This window comes from Actinacidiphila yanglinensis, assembly GCF_900107965.1.
Classification (GTDB): domain Bacteria; phylum Actinomycetota; class Actinomycetes; order Streptomycetales; family Streptomycetaceae; genus Actinacidiphila; species Actinacidiphila yanglinensis.
Window position 1 is genome coordinate 138607 of record NZ_FNVU01000006.1, and the last position, 18289, is coordinate 156895.

The 18289-nt window shown below is 73.8% G+C and carries 16 protein-coding genes; 7 read left to right on the top strand and 9 right to left on the bottom strand.

Translation table 11 applies throughout. From position 1 onward, the window contains the following. Positions 1 to 56 precede the first annotated feature (56 nt). Positions 57 to 224 carry a hypothetical protein gene (locus C4U44_RS41535; RefSeq protein ID WP_160145041.1) on the bottom strand — a complete coding sequence of 56 codons (168 nt, stop codon included), beginning with the start codon at positions 222 to 224 and terminating at the stop codon, positions 57 to 59. A 291-nt stretch (positions 225 to 515) separates the two neighbouring features. On the opposite strand from C4U44_RS41535, the gene C4U44_RS15625 reads away from it, so the two are divergent. The 5 genes from C4U44_RS15625 to C4U44_RS15645 all read left to right on the top strand — a co-directional run bounded on the left by C4U44_RS15625 (position 516) and on the right by C4U44_RS15645 (position 5478). Continuing rightward, positions 516 to 2489 (top strand): alpha/beta fold hydrolase, encoded by a 1974-nt coding sequence (locus C4U44_RS15625; RefSeq protein WP_103886399.1) that lies wholly within the window; start codon positions 516 to 518, stop codon positions 2487 to 2489. Beyond that, positions 2470 to 3063 (top strand): DUF5819 family protein, encoded by a 594-nt coding sequence (locus C4U44_RS15630; RefSeq protein ID WP_103886400.1) that lies wholly within the window; start codon positions 2470 to 2472, stop codon positions 3061 to 3063. The genes C4U44_RS15625 and C4U44_RS15630 overlap by 20 nt, the downstream gene beginning before the upstream one ends. Before the next feature lie 135 nt (positions 3064 to 3198). After that, the gene (locus tag C4U44_RS15635; RefSeq protein ID WP_103886401.1) at positions 3199 to 3636 is read left to right on the top strand and encodes a helix-turn-helix domain-containing protein; all 438 of its coding nucleotides are present in this window, start codon (positions 3199 to 3201) and stop codon (positions 3634 to 3636) included. A 116-nt stretch (positions 3637 to 3752) separates the two neighbouring features. Beyond that, positions 3753 to 4241: a ParH-like protein gene (locus C4U44_RS15640; protein ID WP_235032111.1), complete on the top strand. Its 489-nt coding sequence runs from the start codon at positions 3753 to 3755 to the stop codon at positions 4239 to 4241. Continuing rightward, positions 4234 to 5478 carry an MAB_1171c family putative transporter gene (locus C4U44_RS15645; protein WP_103886402.1) on the top strand — a complete coding sequence of 415 codons (1245 nt, stop codon included), beginning with the start codon at positions 4234 to 4236 and terminating at the stop codon, positions 5476 to 5478. Before C4U44_RS15640 ends, C4U44_RS15645 begins: the two co-directional genes overlap by 8 nt. Before the next feature lie 60 nt (positions 5479 to 5538). Here C4U44_RS15645 and C4U44_RS15650 read toward each other — a convergent pair whose 3' ends face one another. Next, positions 5539 to 6891: an MFS transporter gene (locus C4U44_RS15650; RefSeq protein WP_235032112.1), complete on the bottom strand. Its 1353-nt coding sequence runs from the start codon at positions 6889 to 6891 to the stop codon at positions 5539 to 5541. 118 nt (positions 6892 to 7009) lie between these two features. On the opposite strand from C4U44_RS15650, the gene C4U44_RS15655 reads away from it, so the two are divergent. Together C4U44_RS15655 and C4U44_RS15660 are read left to right on the top strand one after the other, a co-directional pair. Then, positions 7010 to 7558 (top strand): MarR family winged helix-turn-helix transcriptional regulator, encoded by a 549-nt coding sequence (locus C4U44_RS15655; protein ID WP_235032113.1) that lies wholly within the window; start codon positions 7010 to 7012, stop codon positions 7556 to 7558. Positions 7559 to 7736: 178 nt separating this feature from the next. Beyond that, positions 7737 to 8588: a siderophore-interacting protein gene (locus C4U44_RS15660; RefSeq protein WP_103886404.1), complete on the top strand. Its 852-nt coding sequence runs from the start codon at positions 7737 to 7739 to the stop codon at positions 8586 to 8588. A 74-nt stretch (positions 8589 to 8662) separates the two neighbouring features. Here the strand turns inward: C4U44_RS15660 and C4U44_RS15665 are convergent, their stop codons facing one another. From C4U44_RS15665 to C4U44_RS15695, 7 genes are all read right to left on the bottom strand, one after another. After that, positions 8663 to 9409 carry an ABC transporter permease gene (locus C4U44_RS15665; RefSeq protein WP_235032148.1) on the bottom strand — a complete coding sequence of 249 codons (747 nt, stop codon included), beginning with the start codon at positions 9407 to 9409 and terminating at the stop codon, positions 8663 to 8665. Between the two features lie 92 nt (positions 9410 to 9501). Then, on the bottom strand, positions 9502 to 10611 hold the full coding sequence (locus C4U44_RS15670; RefSeq protein WP_103886406.1) for an ATP-binding cassette domain-containing protein: 1110 nt from the start codon (positions 10609 to 10611) through the stop codon (positions 9502 to 9504). A 258-nt stretch (positions 10612 to 10869) separates the two neighbouring features. After that, on the bottom strand, positions 10870 to 11553 hold the full coding sequence (locus C4U44_RS15675) for a PadR family transcriptional regulator (RefSeq protein ID WP_103886407.1): 684 nt from the start codon (positions 11551 to 11553) through the stop codon (positions 10870 to 10872). A gap of 152 nt (positions 11554 to 11705) precedes the next feature. Next, entirely contained in the window at positions 11706 to 12641 is a 936-nt protein-coding gene (locus tag C4U44_RS15680) for a LysR family transcriptional regulator (RefSeq protein WP_103886408.1), read from the bottom strand. A 227-nt stretch (positions 12642 to 12868) separates the two neighbouring features. Continuing rightward, positions 12869 to 14059, bottom strand: coding sequence for an acyltransferase family protein (locus C4U44_RS15685; protein WP_235032114.1), 1191 nt, complete (start codon positions 14057 to 14059; stop codon positions 12869 to 12871). A gap of 361 nt (positions 14060 to 14420) precedes the next feature. Next, entirely contained in the window at positions 14421 to 17240 is a 2820-nt protein-coding gene (locus tag C4U44_RS15690; protein ID WP_103886725.1) for a DEAD/DEAH box helicase, read from the bottom strand. Between the two features lie 142 nt (positions 17241 to 17382). Beyond that, complete coding sequence (locus C4U44_RS15695) at positions 17383 to 18285, bottom strand: diacylglycerol kinase (protein WP_103886410.1); 903 nt, start codon at positions 18283 to 18285, stop codon at positions 17383 to 17385. Positions 18286 to 18289 lie beyond the last annotated feature (4 nt).

The window sequence follows — 18289 nt, forward strand, 5'->3', positions numbered from 1 at the left end:
CAGCTCGAACGGGCACCTGTGCGGGGTACCGGCGGCCCGAACCACCCGGCGCCGGATCACTGGCCGGTGTTCACGCAGACGCTGATGCAGACGCTGCTCGTCACCAGGTGCACGCACAGGATCGGCGCGAGATCGGGATGGGACATCAGCTGCACCTCGGGGGCGTGCAGGGGGATCGCGGCGAGAGCGCCGTTGGCGTTCGCCCGTTCGAGCAGATCGGACATGGGTCCTCCGTGGTGGTGGGGCGGCCCGGGAGCGCCGGACGGCCGCTCACGGGGTGCGTCGAGCACGCCGGGATCCTCCAGCGCGCCGGCCCCGGCGTCAACTGAGGTGAAGAATAATTTCCCTGCCATTCACATCAGTTGTCGTCTCTGTCCGGCCAACCAGGCCCAGGATGTGCGGCCTTGACACCCGGTCGGCGACGGGCCACGATCACCGATCAGCTGAGATGAATTGCGCTCGCAGAGCGATCCACTCCAGTTCGACCAGCGGAGCCGAGGAAGGGACGACCTGTCATGGCGAGACTGCCGAGCCTGCTGCGCACCGCCGTGTCCCCACCGGTCATCAGCCGCGCGTCCGCGCTGACGGCCATGGAGCGGATCAGCGCGACGACCCATCTCGTGTCGAGCCTGGAGTACCTCGTCTCGGGACGGGACCGCGAGCGCGGCGGCCTCAACGACTGGCAGGTGAGCCGCCGGCACTACGCCGGCTGGCCGGCGCCCGCGCGCCGGGCGCTGGACCTCGTGTCGGGCCGGCGCGGCACCCGCGCGCTGCACGGCGTGCGGGTGGCGGCCGCGGCGGCCCTGCTCGCGCCGCTGCCCCGCCGTGGGCGGCTCGCCGCCGACACGGTGCTGGCCGCCACGTCGATGGCCCTCTACCCGCGCAACCGCTACGGCACCGACGGCTCCGACCAGGTCGGGTTCCTCGTGCAGACCACGGCGGCGGTGGCGCGGGCGGCCGAGCACCGGCCGCCCGTGGTGGACGCCTGCCTGTGGTACGCCGGGCTCCAGTCGGTCCTGTCCTACGCGACGTCCGGCTGGACCAAGGTCACCAGCCCGACCTGGCGCAGCGGCCGGGCCCTGCCCGGGGTGATGCGGACCCGGTCCTACGGCGAGGCGCACACCTGGCGGCTGGTGGCCGCGCACCCGCGCGCCGGGCACGCCCTGAGCACCGCCGTGCTCGCCCTGGAGTGCGCCTTCCCGCTGGTCCTGGTCGGCAAGGGGCGCGCCGCCCGCCCGATGGTCGCCGCGGTCGACGGCTTCCACCTCGCCAACGCGGGCGTGATGGGCCTGGGCCGCTTCCTGACCTCCTTCGGCTCCCTGCACCCGGCGGTGCTCTACATCGCCGGGCCGCAGGTCAGGACCTGGGCGGACGGCCGGGTGGAGCGACGGCACGACGCCTTCCCCGCCGTCGTCGGCGGGGTGCTGGCCACCGCCCTCGCCGCGGGCGCCGCCGCCAGGGTCCGCAACCGGACCGCGGTGCTGCGCGGGCGCGGCGACGAGCAGACGATGACGACATCCTCGGGCAGCACCCTGGCCTACCGCCGGATCGAGCCGCCCGGCGGCGCGGACGGCTCGGCGCCCGACGGCTCGGCGCCCGACGCCACCGTGCCCCTCGTCGTCCTGGCGACCGCCCTCAACTCCACACCGGAGCAGGCGGAGTGGCTGGTCGCCGAGTTGTCCCGGCAGCATCCCGTGGTCACCTACCAGCGGGCCGGCATCGGCCGCAGCCGGTACGTCGCCACCCGCCCGTCCGGCCGCCGCGGCCGGGCCGGTTCGGCTCCCGGCCACCCCGTGGCCGCCTCCATCGACACCTCCATCGACACCGCCGCCGACGACCTGGCCGACCTCGTCCGGCACGTGGCCGGCGAGCGCCCGGTCGTGCTGGTCGGCCACGCGCTCGGCGGCCATCTCGCCGCCACGGCCGCCCGGGCGCTGCCCGGCCGGGTCGCCGGCGTCGCGCTGATCGCGCCCGGGCACCCCGGGGAGGCCCGCACCCCGTCCGCCGAGGACCCCGACGGGCGGCGGGTGACCGACTCCCTCGCCCACACCGCGGTGTCGCTGCGGCTGTGCCTCGGGCCGCTGCTGAAGGCGCCGGACTGGCTCGGTGAACTCCCCCGCCACGTCCGGGCACTGGCCCTCGCCCAGTACCGGGACCCGGCGACCTGGACGGCCGCGCTGCGCGAGTGGCGCGGCACGCTGGCGCGGTTCGGCGCAGACGAGGGACCGCTGGCGCCGCTCGGGGCGCCGGTGTGCCTGGTGGTCTGCGGAGACGGACTGACCGACGAGCAGCGGGCGTTGCAGCAGGAGTACGCAGAGATCGCGCCCCACGCGCGGACCCACGAACTCGACGCGCACCGCGACCGCGTACTCACCCGGCGCGCCACGGCCACCGAAGTGGCGCACCTGCTCGCGGAGTTCACCCGATCACTGGGCGAGGACCGGCGCGCGACCGGACAGGAGGCCCGTCATGCCGTTCAGCCGCGGTGAACTCCCGCTCCCGGCAGCGGAGTCCGGCCGCGACGCGGCGACCGTGCTGGCCCTGGGCGGCCTCGCCGCCTGGTTCACGGTCACCCTGCTGAGCCAGCACCCCCGCCGGGAGTTCGACCGGATCGCGGACCGCGACAGGACCGGCGTCGTCATACCCAACTGGCGGTTCTTCGCCCCCGAACCCGCCCAGCACGACTACCACGTGCTCTACCGCGTCGAGACCGCCGCCGACGGCCCGTCCGGCTGGCGCGAGGCGTCGGCCATCACCCCGCGCGCCCCGCGGCAGATGCTGTGGTTCCCCGGCCGGCGGCGGGAGAAGGGCCTGTTCGACCTCTGCAGCGAACTGATCACCGTCATGAAGCTGCACGGCGCGGAGCTGACCGGCACCCCCGCCTACCGGATGCTGCGCAACTCCGTTGCCAGGACGGTGCGCGACGCCACCGGGACCGGCGCCGCCCCGCTCGGCTTCCAGTTCGTGGTCGCCCGCCACGCCGGCCACGAGCCGGGCCACGAACCGGACTTCGTCTTCGCGTCGCCGTACGTGCCCTACGACGCGGTCGACCCTTACGCCTGAACACACCTCCCGCAGCGGGTGGTTCGAAGCCCCGCGCGGGCCACTTCCCCCGGCGGCCCCGGCAGCTATGATGAACCGCCGGAGCACGTACGCAGCTCAGATGGGCGGCAGCGGGGAGGGCGAGGCGGGTGCACCATGGCTGAGCCGGAGACCGAGGGGGCGACACTGGCCGACCGGATCGACGCGCTGTTCCGCGTCGTCCGCCGTCCCGACCGCGAGCAGTACAGCAACGACGAGGTCGCCCGGGCATGCCGCGCCGCGACCGGCGAGAGCTTCTCCGCCACCTACCTGTGGCAGTTGCGGACCGGGCGGCGGGACAACCCGACCAAGCGCCATCTCGAAGCCCTGGCCCGGTTCTTCCAGGTCCCGGTCACCTACTTCTTCGACGGCGAGCAGGGTGCCGCCGTCGCCCAGGAACTGGAGCTGCTCGGCGCCCTGCGCGACGCGGGGGTGCGCAGCGTGGCCCTGCGGGCGGTCAACCTGTCCGCCGAGGGAGTCGGCACCATCAGCGACATGATCGACGTGATCGCCCGCCGGGAGCGCGGCGCCGGCCACGTGCGTGACGGCGACTGACGCGTGCGGCGCGACCACCGGCCCCGGCGGAACGGGAGAGGCCTCGCAGCGTGAACAGGGATGGCACCGAGGGGGCCGAGTCCTCCGGCCGGCTGTGGGAACGATGTCGGAGCACCGTGGCGACGCTCGACCTGCCCGACCCGTTCGACGTCGTGACCTTCATCGGGATGCTCGCCCGCGGGCGCGGCCGGCCGATCGAGCTGATCCCGCTCACCGCCCGCCCCAACACGCCCTGCGGGTTGCTGGTGACCACCGACCGGGCCGACTACATCGCCTACTCCACCGACACCACCCCCCTGCACCAGCAGCACATCCTCCTGCACGAGGTGGCGCACCTCATCTGCGGCCACCACCAGACCGCCCCGGCCGTCTCGGACGCCGCCCGGGTGCTGCTGTTACATCTGCCCCCGTCGCTGATCCGGCGGGTGCTGGGCCGGACCGTCTACACCGAGCCGCAGGAGCAGGAGGCCGAACTCGTGGCCTCGCTCATCCTGTACCGGACGGCCGCGGGCACCACCGCGCCGCCGCCCCCGCCCGGCGCTCCCCGTTCCCCCGTGGAGTCGGTGTTCGGCGCGCCCGGGGGCCGGGGTCCACGGCATGACTGACCTCACCGCCTACGTCGCCGCCGCCGTCTTCCTCGTCTTCGGCGCGCACCGGCTCGCCGTGACCCGTACCGCGGGGGCCGATCCCGCGCAGCGCTACGTCTCGGCGTTCGCGCTGTGCATGACGCCGGGGATGCTGCTCAACGCCCCCAGCACGGAGGCCCTGGTCGGGCGGCCCGCGCCGCAACTCGTCGAGTCCGGCCTGCTGGCCCACGCGCTCAAGACGGGCGGGCTGAGCTTCCTCGTCCTGGTGGCGCTGGCGTTACGGGTGCCCGCCGTGCCCCGCGCCCCGCTGCGCCGGCAGATCGCGCTCGCGGTCGCGGTCCAGGTCGGCTCGGTGGCGCTCTTCCTTGCCGCCGGCGTGGGGGTGCGCGACGGCAGCGTGGTGACGGCGGACGGCCACGGCTGGCAACTCGCCGGGTACAACACCCTGTTCGCGGTCTACGGCGCCTGGTGCCTGCTCGTCCTGGGGCGCGAGCTGGCCCGCCACGCGACCCGCACGGACCCCGGCCTGCTGCGCACCGGACTGCGGCTGATGATGCTGGCCACCGTGGTCGGCGTGCTGTGGACGCTGTGGACCTTCGACGACGTCGCGGACAACCTCGCGCACGGCCGGCAGGCGATGGAGGAGGACCTGACGGCCAACTCCCTCGGTGCCGTCACGGCGGCCTTCGCCACCGGCGGCGCGACCGTCACCTTGTGGGGCGGCCCGCTGTCCGCGCGGCTGCGCTGGTTACGTGCCCGCCGCCGCTGGCTCGCGCTCGACCCGCTGTGGTCGGCCCTGCACAGCGAACTGCCGGAGATCGCGCTCACCGCCGGCGCGCCCCCGCGCCAGCGACCGGCCCTGCGGCACGCGGAGTTCGCCCTCTACCGACGGATCATCGAGATCCGCGACGGCCACCTCGCGCTGCGCGCGTACTTCCATCCCGCCGTGCCGGCCTGGGTGGCCGAGGCCGCGGACCCGGACCCGCACGACGCGGTGGTCGAGGCCGCGGCCATCGCGGCGGCCCTGGCGAACCGGCGGTGCGGCCGGTGCCACGACGCGGGCGCCGAACCCGCCCCGCCGCCGCACGTGGTGTCGGGCACCGTCGACGCCGAGGCCGCCTGGCTGCTCCAGGTCACCGACGCCTTCACCCGCTCGCCGGTCGTCGCCCACGTCCGCGCGCGGGTCGCGGCGGACACGGCCGGTTCCGGGCCCGCCGGATCAACGGGCGTGCCCGGCGCGACCGGGGCGACCTGAGGCCGGGCGGACCACCGACCGGAACGGACGGCGGACCACCGCTCCGGAGCGGACGGGCCGTCAGGCGCTCGGCCGGGGCCCCTCCGTCAGCTCGCCCGGCCGGCCCGGCCCGCCCTTCCGCAGCGCCTCCTCGGCCGCCACCGCCTCCTCGGGCAGCCCCGGTGCCTCCCGCGCCGCCTCCTCGTCCCGCTCGGCGGCATGGGCGTCGGGCCGGCGGTCGGCGTCTTCCAGGGCCCGGTGCACCGTGCCGAGCACCACCGCCGCCGCGGCGACGGTCACCGCGCCCAGGACGAACGGCACATGCGTGTTGTAGTGCTCGACCAGCTTCCCGGCCACGAACGGGGCCAGCCCGCCGCCGATGAACCGTACGAAGCCGTACGTGGCCGACGCGACCGGCCGCGGCACGGGGGCGATGCTCATGACGGCCGTGGTGACCAGCGTGTTGTTGGTGCCGATGAAGACCCCGGACACGATGGTGGCGACGATGACCACCACCCGGTGGTCGGGGTAGAGCCCGATCGCCAGGGTGTCCAGCGCCATCAGCACCAGGCTCCCGTAGAGCGTGGGGGCGGTCCCGAACCGCGCCTTGAGCCAGGGCGCCCCGAACACCGCGAAGATCGCGACGAGGACGCCCCACCCGCAGAACACCGCGCCGAGCCGGAGCGGGGAGAGGTCCATCAGGAAGGGCGCGTACCCGAGGATGGTGAAGAAGCCCCAGTTGTAGAGCAGTCCGGTGACGCTGGTGGTGGCGAGGCTGCGGTGGCGCAGCGCCTTGATCGGCTCGGAGAGGGACGACGGCTGCGCCGGGCGCGGGGTGGGCGGCACCAGCGTGATGGTGGCGACGAGCGCGATCAGCATCAGCACCGAGACGCCGAAGAACGGCCCGCGCCAGCTGATGTTGCCCAACAACCCGCCCAGCAGCGGCCCGCAGGCGATGCCGACGCCCAGCGCCGTCTCGTAGAGCACGATCGCGCCGCCGAACCCACCGCTGGCCGAGCCGACGATGACGGCGAGCGAGGTGGCGATGAACAGGGCGTTGCCCAGGCCCCAACCCGCGCGGAAGCCGACGATCTGGCCGATCGTGTCGCTGGTGCCGGCGGTCGCGGAGAAGACGACGATCAGCACGAGGCCGATGATCAGGGTGCGTTTCGCGCCGATCCGGCTGGACACCCAGCCGGTCACCAGCATGGCCACGGCGGTGACGACCAGGTAGCTGGTGAACAGCAGTTCCACCTGGCTCGGGCTGGCCTTCAGCTTGCTCGCCAGCGACGGCAGGATCGGGTCGACCAGGCCGATGCCCATGAACGAGATCACGCAGGCGAAGGCCACCGCCCAGACCGCCTTGGGCTGGCGGAACGGGCTGGGTGGCTCGGCCGGTCCAGTTCCTGCCGGCTGCACGGTGCGGTGTGTCACGGGTCTCCTCCCGGCCGGCGGTTCCGCCGTCTCACCCGAGCAGCATATTGACGCTTTATATAGATCGTCAATGCACATTCATCGAGTCATGCATATAGACGCGGCTATGCTTCTGTCCATGAGCATGAGCAGCCTTCCCGTGCCGCCCGACGAGCAGCCGGACGCCGGGGAGCCCCGTACCGACCGGCGCGACGCCGAGCAGCCCTCCACAGGGGAGCCGGCCGGCGCGAAGGAGGGGGTGCTGCGCTCGGCCGGGGCGGTGTACGGCCTGCTGGCGACGCTCCTCCGACACTCCTCGCGCGACCTCAGCCTCACCTCGCTCGCGACGCTGTCGACCCTCTCGCGCACCGGACCGCGCCGGATCACCGACCTCGCCGCGGTGGAGGGGGTCACCCAGCCCTCGGTCACCACGCTCGTCACCAACCTCGAACGGGCCGGGCTCGTCGAGCGCCGCAGCGACCCCGCCGACCGGCGGGTCGTCCTGGTCGCCCTCACCGACGCGGGCGCCGACTACATCCACACCCGCCGCCGCTCCAGCGTCGAGGTCTTCTCCGCGCTGATCGAGCTGCTGCCCCCGGACGAGGCCGCCGCCCTGGCCGCGGCCGTTCCCGCCCTCGAACGCCTCCGCGCCCTCGACGACGCCCACCGCGACCCCGCCGGCCGCTGACCACCGGCCGCCGATGACCGCCGACCACCGACCACCGACCGCCGGAAAAACGGCAGGAGCCCCGGCGGCACCGTGGGTTAGGCTTGCCTAAGTAATCGGCAACCCGCGCGCCGAGCGCGGGTATCGGGCAGGACGACGGCACAGCGCGCGAGACGGCGCGAGGAAGCGGGCGCATCGTATGGCGGACCGACCCCAACGCAGGACCCCCACCCCGAAGCGCGCCACCGTGGTGCGCACCGAGCGGCTGACCCCGCACATGGTCCGGGTGGTGCTGGCCGTGGACCCGGCCGCCGCCCTGGACGTCGGGGAGTACACCGACCACTACGTCAAGATCCTCTTCCCGGCCGAGGGCGGCACGTTCGCCGAGCCGCCGGACGTCGAGGCGCTGCGACGCGACCTGCCGCGGGAGCGGTGGCCGCGGACCCGCACGTACACGGTGCGGTCCTACGACGCGGGCACCCGCGAGATGGCGGTGGACTTCGTCGTGCACGGCGACGAGGGGCTCGCCGGGCCGTGGGCGGCGCGGGCGCGTCCTGGCGAGGCGCTGTACTTCATGGGCCCGGGCGGCGGGTACGCCCCCGATCCCGACGCGGACTGGCACCTGCTGGCCGGCGACGAGAGCGCGCTGCCCGCGATCGGCGCGGCCCTGGACCGCCTGCCGGCGGATGCACGGGCCACGGTCCTGATCGAGGTCTCCGGGCCCGAGGAGGAGCAGAAGCTCGCCGCCGCCCCCGGCACCGACGTGGTGTGGCTGCACCGCGGGGCCGGCCCGGTCGGCACGGCCCTGGTCGGCGCCGTCGAGGCGCTCGACTTCCCAGCCGGCCGGCTGCACGCCTTCGTGCACGGCGAGGCCACGTTCGTCCGCGAACTGCGCCGCCACCTGCGCCTGGAGCGGGGCGTCCCGCGCGAGGACCTGTCGATCTCGGGCTACTGGCGCCGCGGCAAGGACGAGGACGGCTGGCAGTCCTCCAAGCGCGAGTGGAACGCCGAGGTGGAGCGCGAGCAGGAGGGCGCCCCCGCGACCTCCTGACCCCTTCGGGTGCGCGACCGCGCACCGCTCCCCCGGGCGGGCCGCCCGGGGGAGCGTGACGCGCGCCCGACTCCTCAGACCGCTTTCTGGTAGGAGCCCAGCGTGCGGGTGGACAGCCACACCGCCGCGAGGGCCAGGGCCAGCAGCGCGCCGCCCCGGGTGAGCACCAGGGAGCCGTCGGGGTCCGCGGACATCGCCGAACGCCCGGCGACCAGCGCCCAGTTGACGGGGTTGAAGTCGGCGACGTGCCGCATCCACGAGGGCATCAGATCGCGGGCCATGAACGCCGAGGACAGGAAGGTCAGCGGCAGCAGCAGGAAGGTGTTGATGCCGATGATGCTCTCCCGCTGCCGCACCAGCATGCCCAGCGCGGTGGAGAAGGCACCGAAGACCGTGCCGAGCAGGACGGACCCGACGACGAGCAGGACCAACCCGCCGGGCCCGCCCGGGTAGTGCGCCCCGCCCGCCTTGCCGAGCAGGATGATGACCACCGACTGGAGCGCGGTGCTGAGGCCTTGCTGGACCACGCTCGCGTTCATCAACGCGGCCCGGCTGACCGGGGTGATCAGGAAGCGGTTGAGGGTGCCGCGCTCGATCTCCTCCAGTACGCCCATGCCCGCCCACATGTTGCTGGACACCGCGCTCATCACCACGACGCCGGGCACGAGGTAGTCGAGGTAGGAGCCGGCCCCGAAGCCGGGCAGTTCGACGACCTTGCGGAACAGGGAGCCGAACAGGAAGAGCCAGATGACCGGTTGGACGAGGGTGATGACGACCACCACCGGCTGGCGGACGATCGCGACGAGTTGACGTTGCGTCATGTACCAGGTCTGGGAGAGCAGTTCGCCGCGCCGGCCAGGCGCGGCCGCGGACGCGGACGCGGGGGACGAACCGGGGTGCAGGGTCGCGGTGTTCATCGGGCGTCTCCAGGGGTCGCGGCGGCGGACGTGCGGGATGCGGCGGAGCCGGTGGCCGCCTCGGCGGCTGAGCGGGCGTCCGCGTCCTGGCGTGGTTCCGGGTCCGCTCCCCCGCCCCGGCCCGCCTCGGCCCCACCGTCGGCCTCCGCGAACCGGCGCCCGGCGTACCGCAGATAGACGTCGTCCAGCGAGGGGCGCGCGACGGTCACGGCCGCCACCGCGGCGCCCTCCCGCTCCAGCGCGGCCAGCACGTGCGGGACCGCGGCCGGCCCGTCGTCGGCCCGGGCGCTGATCCGGCGGCCGTCGACCTCCACCTCGCGGACCCCGGCGAACGTCTCGACCGCGGCCCGCAGCAGTTGGGCGTCGACCGGGTCGGGCGCGTCGCGCAGCTCCACGTGGACCGCGTCACCGTGCAGTTCGCCCTTCAGCGCCTCCGGGGTGCCCTCGGCGACGACCCGGCCGCGGTCGACGATGGCGATCCGCCCGGCGAGCCGGTCCGCCTCGTCGAGGTAGTGCGTGGTGAGCAGGATGGTCAGGCCGTCGTCGCCGGCCAGCCGGGCGATCTCGGCCCACATCGCGGTGCGCGCCTCCGGATCGAGCCCGGTGGTGGGCTCGTCGAGGAAGAGCACGTCGGGCCGGTGCACCAGGCCGAGCGCGACGTCGAGGCGGCGCTGCATGCCGCCGGAGTAGGTGCTGACCTTGCGCCGTCCGGCGTCGGACAGGGCGAAGCGGTCCAGCAGTTCGTCGACCCGGCGGGTGAGCGCCGCTCCGCGCATCCCGTACAGGTGCCCTTGCAGCAGCAGGTTCTCCCGGCCGGTGGCGACCGGGTCGGCACCGGACCGCTGGGCGACAACGCCGATGGCGCGGCGCACCCGGTCGGGGTGGCGCAGGGCATCGTGCCCGGCGACCAGGGCGCTGCCGGAGTCCGGACGGGCCAGCGTGGTGAGGATCTTGACGGTGGTGGACTTGCCGGCGCCGTTGGGACCGAGCAGGCCGAAGACGGTGCCGGGGGCGACCGTGACGGACATGCCGTCCAGGGCCTTGATCTCGCCGGGATAGGTCTTGACCAGGTCACGGGCCGCCACTGCGGGCGGGTGCGTGCTCATGATGGCTTCCTCCGTGGGAAGGGTGGCCGGGGCGCGCGGAGGCGCCGCCGGCCGGCGGAGGCATGAGCGGCCTGCGGGAGGAGCCGGGCTATCGTGGGTGTGCCGCACCTCGATCACCAGGCATCCGCTCATGCGCGGTATGCCCCCAGAGGGCTCTGGGGACGGTCGTGGTTGGTGTTCCGGCGTCCGCTGTTGCCGCAGCGGGCGCCGGAGTCGTACGGGTCGGGTGGTACCGGCGGGCGGGCCGCCGGTCAGGGCTCAGCCGTCCTCCCCCCGCTCCCCGGTCGCCTCGGCCGGGTCGAAGTCCTGGAACTTCTCCTCCAGATGCGCCCATTCCTCGGGGGTGTCACCGGTCTCGTGCCACCCGCGCCAGCCGTCGATCCCGTCGAGCGTGTCGTCGGCCAGCTCCCGGTGCAGCGCGCGCACCCACTCCGCCTGCGCCCGGACCATGTGCAGCTGGTACTCGTTCTCGATGACGAACATCCGCGGGAGTTCGCCGTCGAGCTGGTCGAGGACCCCGCGCAGCCCCGCGGCGTGGACCTCCAGGGCGCGCAGCCGTTCCCGGAGGAGTTCGGCCGCCTCGTCCGGGTGCAGGGCGCCGATCAGCGAGAGCGCGGTCTCGAAGAGCGGGTACTCCCGCGCGGGCACGGCGACCAGGTCGGCGAGCCAGTCGTGCATCTCGGTCCGGCCGGCGTCGGTGAGGCCGTAGACGGTCCGCTCGGGGCGGTTCCCGTCCCGCTGGACTCCCGCGACCTCCACGAAGCCGTGCTTCTCGAGGTTCTGCACCACGGTGTAGAGCGAGCCGAAGTTGATCTTGATGCTGCTTTCCTTGCCGCGCTGCCGCAGCAGCCGCGCGATCTCGTACGGGTGCATCGGGCGCTCGCCGAGGGTCACCATCACCGCCAGGGCCAGCGGGTTGCCCAGCTTCCGGCGCTTCGGCATCGGTCCACGCCTCCTCGTTCGCTCGCCGTCGTATATCCGTGCACGAACATATCGCGTTTGACGTGACGCGACAACCGCGATGTATCGCGAATTTCGAGCGAGCAGGGCGTACCGCGGCGCGGTCATGCGGGCCCGGCGGACCCGCGCCCCTCTCAGTGCGGCCTGACCCAGGCCGGCCTCCAGGTTCCGGCCGCGTCGTGGCCCTCCGCCGTGGCGGCGAGGTGGGCCCGCAGGGCGGCCAGCGCCGGGTGGGGGTTGTCCCGGTGCCACAGCAGTGAGTGCGGGTAGACCGGCATCGGGTCGGTCACCGGGATGCGGCGCAGGCCGTGGCCGTCGGGCCAGACCAGGCGGGACCGGCCGCCCATGAAGGTGGCCAGGGCCGGGGTGTCGGCGATGGTGTCGAGGAGCGCGTCGGAGCCGAAGTTGGGGCCGGTCGCCTCGATGGTGAGGCCGAACGCGGCGACGAGGTCCTCGTAGTAGGCGGCCCACTCGGTGCCGGCCACGATGCCGGGCATCCAGATCCGGTGCCCGGCCAGCCGGTCGACGGTCACCGACCGGGCGCCCGCCAGCGCATGGGCCGGGCCGGTGAGGAGCTGGAGCGGCTCGTCGATCACCCGGACCGACGCGATGTCCTCGGGCAGCGGCCGGCCGGGCACGGCGACGGCGCGGAAGGACGCGTCGATCGTGCCGGACCGGATGGCGGCGACGGCGGTGTCGATGTCGAACAGCATCACCACCGCCAACTCGATGTCGGGGTGCGCGCGGTGGAACGCGCGCAGCAGACCCGACGCCGCTCCGCGCGAGGCGATCACGTCGACGCGCAACGGCCGGCGGTCGGCCCGCACGGACCCGATCGCCCGCTCGGCGACGCGCAGCAGTTCGCGCGCGTGCGGCAGGAACGCCTGCCCGTCGATGGTGAGTTCGACACCGCGCGGGGTGCGGGCGAACAGCCGCACGCCGAGGCTGCGTTCCAGCGCGGCGACGCGCTTGGAGACGGCCTGCTGGGTCACCGCGAGGTCGGCGGCCGCTTCCTGGAACTGTCCCGCGTCGGCGGCGGCGACGAAGGTCCGGACGGTGTCGAGGTCCATGGCGACACCCTAGGGACACAACCTATGGGTGTTCCTGTGCCGGGGTGGTGGCAACGTCCCTGGGCCACGGAGCCCGTGCCGTGGTTCCGGCTCGCCGATCGGTTGTACCGGAGGGAGGCCGGAGCCGTCGGGCGGGGGCCGCCGCCGGCCGGGCTCCCGTCCGCCGGGCGCGGGACCGTCACCGGCCGGGCTCCCGCTCGGGCCCCTGCCCGGCGGACGGGACCCCGCTACCGGGCCCGGCCCGGAGCGCCCACGGCCGTGGGAAGCACGGTCGCCGGAGCGTGCGAGCCGCGCCCGCCCGGGCCCTCCGGCTTGCCGCGTCCCCGCTGCTTCAGCCGCCGGCACGGCTCCTCCACCAGGAAGTACGAGGCCAGCGCCATGATGAAGGTGGCCAGCAGGGTGGAGGGGAAGAGCATCCGCTTGACCCCGAGGTCGCCGAGCAGATGCATCAGCGGGTAGTGCCAGAGGTAGAGCCCGTAGCTGAGATTGCGGCCGATCCACGCCAGCGGCGCGAGGGAGAGCAGCCGGGTCAGCGGCGAGCGCGGGAGGAGTTCGAGCGAGGTCAGCACGACGACCGCGAGCAGCGCGGTGACGAGGAAGCCGACCGTGTACTCCGGCCCGTTCCAGGCACTCCTGCCGGTGATCTGGACCTGCCAGACCATCAGCGCCAGCAGGGTCAGCGCGGGCAGCCACAGCCGGGCGGCCCAGGTGCGCATCGTCTCCCGCCACGGGTCGTCCGGGGCGAGCCGGGCCAGCACGATCGCCAGCACCGCGCCGGCGAGCAGCTGGTCGGCCCGGGTGTCGGGCCCGTTGTAGATGCGGTGTGCGGCGGTGGAATTCCACAGGTGGTACCGCCACAGCACGGGCAGCAGCGTCAGCACGACGGCCGCGCTCAGCACCGTACGCGCCTTGAGCCGGCGCAGCAGCGCGAGCAGCACCGGGGGCCACACCAGGTAGAACTGCTCCTCCACGCCGAGCGACCAGGTATGGCCGAGCGGGGCGGTGACACCCGTGTAACCGCCGGACTGGGCGGCACGCACCAGGTTGACCAGGGAGAAGGCCGCCAGCAGTGCCGCGGACACGCCGTGCTTGAAGGTCGGCACCGGGGCGAGGCTCAGCAGCGCGGTCAGCGCGCAGACCACGAGGAGGGCGGGCACCAGCCGCAGCCAGCGGCGCCGGTAGAACTGCCACAGTCCGATGTCGCCGGTCCTGGCGAACTCCGCGACGAGCAGCCGGGTGATCACGAACCCGCTGATGGTGTAGAAGACGTCCACACCGATGGAGCCGCCCGGCAGCGCGTCCTCGTGGAAGTGGTAGAAGATGACCGTCATCACCGCGACGGTGCGCAGCCCGTCGATGCCATCAACCCGCTTGCCGGGTACCCGGACCGCCGAGGGGAATCCCTCGACTTCGGGCACTTTCCGCACCGCCTCTCGTTCGCTGGTTTCGTGCCGCGTGCTGGTGGGGGGTCGACTGCTCACGCAGGTACCGCTTCCCTGCTCTCGCTGTTTGATGGCAAATGCATTCACCGCAGCCAAGCAGCGCTCGGGTAAACGCACCATAAAGCGGAGGTCAACCTGCACAGGATTCGCACAGCTCAGAGCGGTCGGTGCGGGCCAAGTGGAAGGTGACGAGCAGGTGTCGAAAAGCCCCGCCGCGCGCCATGCGCGGCGGGGCCCAGGGGAGTTGGCGAACGGCGGGCGGGCGGCGGGCCGCCGGTCACGGCCGCCGGGCCGCGCCGGACGGGCCGCCGCGACCGTCAACTCCGCGTGGCGGAGTTCACCCGACGGAGGAGTAGGCCACCACGCCCCGCAGCAACCCGTCCACCGCCTTGTGTGAGTTGCGTCGCACCGGGCTGCCCTCCGGCGCCGCGTTGCCGATCTGGCCGAGTACGTCGATGAGCTGCTTGCACCAGCGCACGAAGTCCCCGGCCGGCATGTCCGCGTCGGAGAGCACCGCGTCGAGGCCGTGGCCGGACGCCCAGCGGTACGCGGGCCAGGCGAAGCCCAGATCGGGCTCGCGCTGGCCGACGCCCTCGGTCTGGTTGATCCGGTGGTCCTCCTCCAGCGCGTCCAACCGGCCCCAGATCCGCACCATCTCGCCGAGTGCCGCCTTGGCGTTGCCGGTCGGCAGCTTCGGCATCGTCGCGTCGTCGGACTGCCGGGACTCGTAGACCAGCGCCGAGGCGCACGCGGCGAGTTCGGCCGGGCCGAGCCCGTCCCACACCCCGTCGCGCAGGCATTCGCTGGCCAGCAGGTCGAGTTCGCCGTAGAGCCGGGCCAGCCGGCGCCCCTCCGGGGTGACGGTGTCGCCCTTGAGGTAGTCCAACTCGTCGAGCACCGCGCACACCCGGTCGAAGGTGCGCGCGATGGTGTTGGTGCGGCCCTCGATCCGCCGCTCCAGCTGCTGGGTGTCGCGGTGCAGCCGGTGGTACCGCTCGGCCCAGCGGGCGTGGTCCTCGCGGTCGGCGCACCCGTGGCAGGGGTGCGTGCGGATCTCGGCGCGCAGCCGGGCGATCTCGGTGTCGTCGGCCGCGGCCGAACGCTCCTTGCGGTGCCGGGCGGGCGCGACCCAGCCGGCGGTGCCGGCCTTGCTGCGCATCGCGGAGGCGAGGTCGCGCCGGGACTGCGGGCTGCGCGGGTTGAACGACTTGGGGATGCGCATCCGGTCCAGCGCCTCGACGGGCACCGGGAAGTCCATCTGCGCCAGCCGCTTGACCTGCCGCTCGGCGGTGAGCACCAGCGGGCGCGGCCCGTCGTGGTACTCCTCGCCCCGGCGGTGGACCGCGGCCCGCCCAGCGGGCACCCCCGGCTCCAGCACCAGCGCGAGACCGGCGTACTTGCCGGCCGGCACGTGGATGATGTCGCCGGGCTTCAGCTTCTCCAGGGCGTCCGAGGCGGCCGCCCGGCGCTGCGCGGCACCCTGCCGGGAGAGGTCGGCCTCGCGGTCCTTCAGGTCGCGGCGCAGCCGCATGTAGGCGTCGAAGTCGCCGAGGTGACAGGTCATCGACTCCCGGTAGCCGTCGAGCCCCTCCTCGTTGCGCTGCACCTGGCGGGAGATGCCGACCACCGAGCGGTCCGCCTGGAACTGCGCGAACGACGTCTCCAGCAGTTCCCGGGAGCGGTGCCGCCCGAACTGGCCGACCAGGTTGACCGCCATGTTGTACGACGGCTTGAAGGACGAACGCAGCGGGTAGGTACGGGTGCCGGCCAGGCCGGCGACGGCCGTCGGGTCGAAGCCGCGCTGCCACAGCACCACCGCGTGGCCCTCGACGTCGATGCCGCGCCGTCCGGCGCGGCCGGTGAGCTGGGTGTACTCGCCGGGGGTGATGTCGGCGTGGGTCTCGCCGTTCCACTTCACCAGCTTCTCCAGCACCACCGAGCGGGCCGGCATGTTGATGCCGAGCGCCAGCGTCTCGGTGGCGAACACCGCCTTGACCAGACCCTTGACGAACAGCTCCTCGACCACCTCCTTGAAGGTGGGCAGCATGCCGGCGTGGTGGGCGGCGATGCCCCGCTCCAGGCCCTCGAGCCATTCGAAGTAGCCCAGCACGTGCAGGTCCTCGTCGGGGATGGCGCGGGTGCGCTCCTCGACGATGGACCGGACCCGGGCCCGGGCCTCGTCGTCGTTCAGCCGCAGGCCCGCGTACAGGCACTGCTGCACGGCGGCCTCGCAGCCGGCCCGGCTGAAGATGAAGGTGATCGCGGGCAGCAGCCCCTCGGTGTCCAGCCGGTCGATCACCTCGGCGCGGCTGGGCGTCCAGATCCGGCTGCGGGAGCGGCGCTCCCGCTCCCGGTCGGCCTCGCGGCCGCGCCGGCCGCGGGGGTAGGTGCGCTGGTTCTCCATCCGGGCCAGGCGTTCGAGGTCGGTGTTGACCTCGCGCCGCCCGCCGGGGTCGACCGGCCCGGACTTCTCCTCGAACAGGTCGTACATCCGCCGCCCGGCGAGGACGTGCTGCCACAGCGGCACCGGCCGGTGCTCGGAGACGATCACCTGGGTGTCACCGCGGACCGTGTCCAGCCAGTCACCGAACTCCTCGGCGTTGGAGACGGTCGCGGACAGCGAGACCAGGGTCACGGACTGCGGCAGGTGGATGATCACCTCTTCCCAGACCGCCCCGCGGAAGCGGTCGGAGAGGTAGTGCACCTCGTCCATCACCACGTAGCCGAGGCCGTCGAGGGCGGGGGAGCCCGCGTAGAGCATGTTGCGCAGGACTTCGGTGGTCATGACGATCACGGGAGCGTCGCCGTTGACGCTGTTGTCCCCGGTCAGCAGGCCGACCCGGTCGGCGCCGTAGCGTTTCGCCAGGTCGTTGTACTTCTGGTTGGACAGGGCCTTGATGGGCGTGGTGTAGAAGCACTTGCGGCCCTCGGCCAGGGCCAGGTGGACGGCGAACTCGCCGACGACGGTCTTGCCCGAGCCGGTGGGGGCGGCGACGAGGACGCCGCTGCCGGCCTCCAGTGCCCGGCAGGCGTCTATCTGGAACGGGTCGAGGCCGAACTCGTACAGCTCGCGGAACTGCGCGAGTGCGGTGGCGTTCTCTTCGGCGCGGCGACGGCTGGCGGCGTAGCGCTCGGCTGGCGACATCTCATCGGTCATCTCGTCCACGAGCCTACCCGGGGGTGCCGACACCGTGCGTGACCTTTACCGGTCGGCTACCGGTCGGCTGCCCCTCAGCGGCCCGCCGACCCCTGTCACGGGCCGGCCGCCAGGTCCTTGGGGCACGCGCGCGACACCCGGCTCAGACCAGCAGCCGCAGCGCGCCCGGCACGGTCCGCGCGGTCAGCGGCAGCGGCCCGATCGGCTCGCCGTCGGCGTAGCCGGTCACCCCGGCGGCGGTCAGCCGGACCCGGGCGGCGCGGTGCACGGTCACCACCGGGTGGCTGGGGTGCGTGCCGCTGTAGACCAGCGGGAAGACCCGCAGCAGCGTGGTGCGGCTGCACGGGCCGACCACGCACACGTCGAACAGTCCGTCGTCCATCACCGCGTCCGCGCAGATCCGCATCCCGCCGCCGTAGGAGGACCCGTTGCCGACGGCGATCAGGGTCACCTCCATCTCCCGCTCGGCGGCGTCGTCGAAGGACACCCGGTACGGGATGGGGCGCAGCGCGGCCAGTTCGGCGAGCATCGCCACGTCGTAGCGGAACCGGCCGCCGGGGAACCGCATCCGGTTGCCGCGGTCGTTGACCCGCGAGTCGAAGCCGGAGGCCAGCACGGTGCCGAACCAGCGGTCCCCGTCCGGTCCCGGCCCCACCCGGCCGAGGTCGAGCAGCCGCGTACGGTCCTCGCCGAGCGCCTGGGCCACGACCGAGGCCGCCGCGGCGGGGTCCCGGACGGGCAGGCCGTTGACCCGGGCGAAGTCGTTGCCGGTGCCGACCGCGACGACGCCGAGCGGGGTGCCGGTGCCGGCCACCGCCTGGAGCGCCAGCGAGACCATGCCGTCACCGCCCAGCGCCACCACGGCACGGGTGCCGGTGGCCACCGCCGCCCGGGCCCGGGCGAGCGCGTCGTCCGCGTCGGCGCCGACCACCGTCCGGACGTCGAGGCCGGCCGCCCGCAGCACGCGGACGGCCGGCTCGGCGGCGCGGGCACCCCTGCCGCGGCCGGCGGAGGGGTTCACGAGGAGAGTGATCTCGCTGGTCACCGGC

Excerpts from the sequence above, each read along its gene's own strand:
- C4U44_RS15625 (WP_103886399.1), top strand. The coding sequence starts at position 516 with ATGGCGAGACTGCCGAGCCTGCTGCGCACCGCCGTGTCCCCACCGGTC.
- C4U44_RS15630 (WP_103886400.1), top strand. The coding sequence starts at position 2,470 with ATGCCGTTCAGCCGCGGTGAACTCCCGCTCCCGGCAGCGGAGTCCGGC.
- C4U44_RS15670 (WP_103886406.1), bottom strand. The coding sequence starts at position 10,611 with ATGAGCACGCACCCGCCCGCAGTGGCGGCCCGTGACCTGGTCAAGACC.
- C4U44_RS15645 (WP_103886402.1), top strand. The coding sequence starts at position 4,234 with ATGACTGACCTCACCGCCTACGTCGCCGCCGCCGTCTTCCTCGTCTTC.
- C4U44_RS15635 (WP_103886401.1), top strand. The coding sequence starts at position 3,199 with ATGGCTGAGCCGGAGACCGAGGGGGCGACACTGGCCGACCGGATCGAC.
- C4U44_RS15660 (WP_103886404.1), top strand. The coding sequence starts at position 7,737 with ATGGCGGACCGACCCCAACGCAGGACCCCCACCCCGAAGCGCGCCACC.
- C4U44_RS15675 (WP_103886407.1), bottom strand. The coding sequence starts at position 11,553 with ATGCCGAAGCGCCGGAAGCTGGGCAACCCGCTGGCCCTGGCGGTGATG.
- C4U44_RS41535 (WP_160145041.1), bottom strand. The coding sequence starts at position 224 with ATGTCCGATCTGCTCGAACGGGCGAACGCCAACGGCGCTCTCGCCGCG.
- C4U44_RS15655 (WP_235032113.1), top strand. The coding sequence starts at position 7,010 with ATGAGCATGAGCAGCCTTCCCGTGCCGCCCGACGAGCAGCCGGACGCC.
- C4U44_RS15680 (WP_103886408.1), bottom strand. The coding sequence starts at position 12,641 with ATGGACCTCGACACCGTCCGGACCTTCGTCGCCGCCGCCGACGCGGGA.
- C4U44_RS15665 (WP_235032148.1), bottom strand. The coding sequence starts at position 9,409 with ATGACGCAACGTCAACTCGTCGCGATCGTCCGCCAGCCGGTGGTGGTC.
- C4U44_RS15690 (WP_103886725.1), bottom strand. The coding sequence starts at position 17,240 with ATGACCGATGAGATGTCGCCAGCCGAGCGCTACGCCGCCAGCCGTCGC.